Annotated in this window: 1 pseudogene; it reads left to right on the top strand. The window is 50.0% G+C overall.

Annotated features, from left to right (window positions below):
• Positions 1 to 294: pseudogene (locus P0G09_RS19585) on the top strand (hypothetical protein); the annotation flags it as partial.

Below are 294 nucleotides of genomic sequence, written 5' to 3'. Positions count from 1 at the left end.
TGATAATCCGAGCGCAGCACCTTGAGCTTTGCTCGGATTATCAGAACCAGAAATATCGTCTGGAAGATAAGCTACTCAAGCATTACCCGGAGGAAATTCAGAAAGCGAAGAACCGTATTGCTGCTCTGAAAAACGATGCCCAAATCGCAGACGCACACCCGCAGGATAAGGAGAACTTCTGCGGCATGACGATCAAGGGAATGGTGTTCGATGAGAAAAAAGCAGCTGGTGAGCGGCTGATGCTTGCCTGCAAGGAGATGCCGAATGCGGATATGATGCTGCTGGGCACCTATC

Source organism: Faecalibacterium sp. DFI.5.82 (genome assembly GCF_029076575.1).
GTDB lineage: Bacteria > Bacillota > Clostridia > Oscillospirales > Ruminococcaceae > Faecalibacterium > Faecalibacterium duncaniae.
The sequence above is the reverse complement of the archived record's forward strand: the minus strand, read 5'-3'. Positions and strand labels throughout refer to the sequence as shown.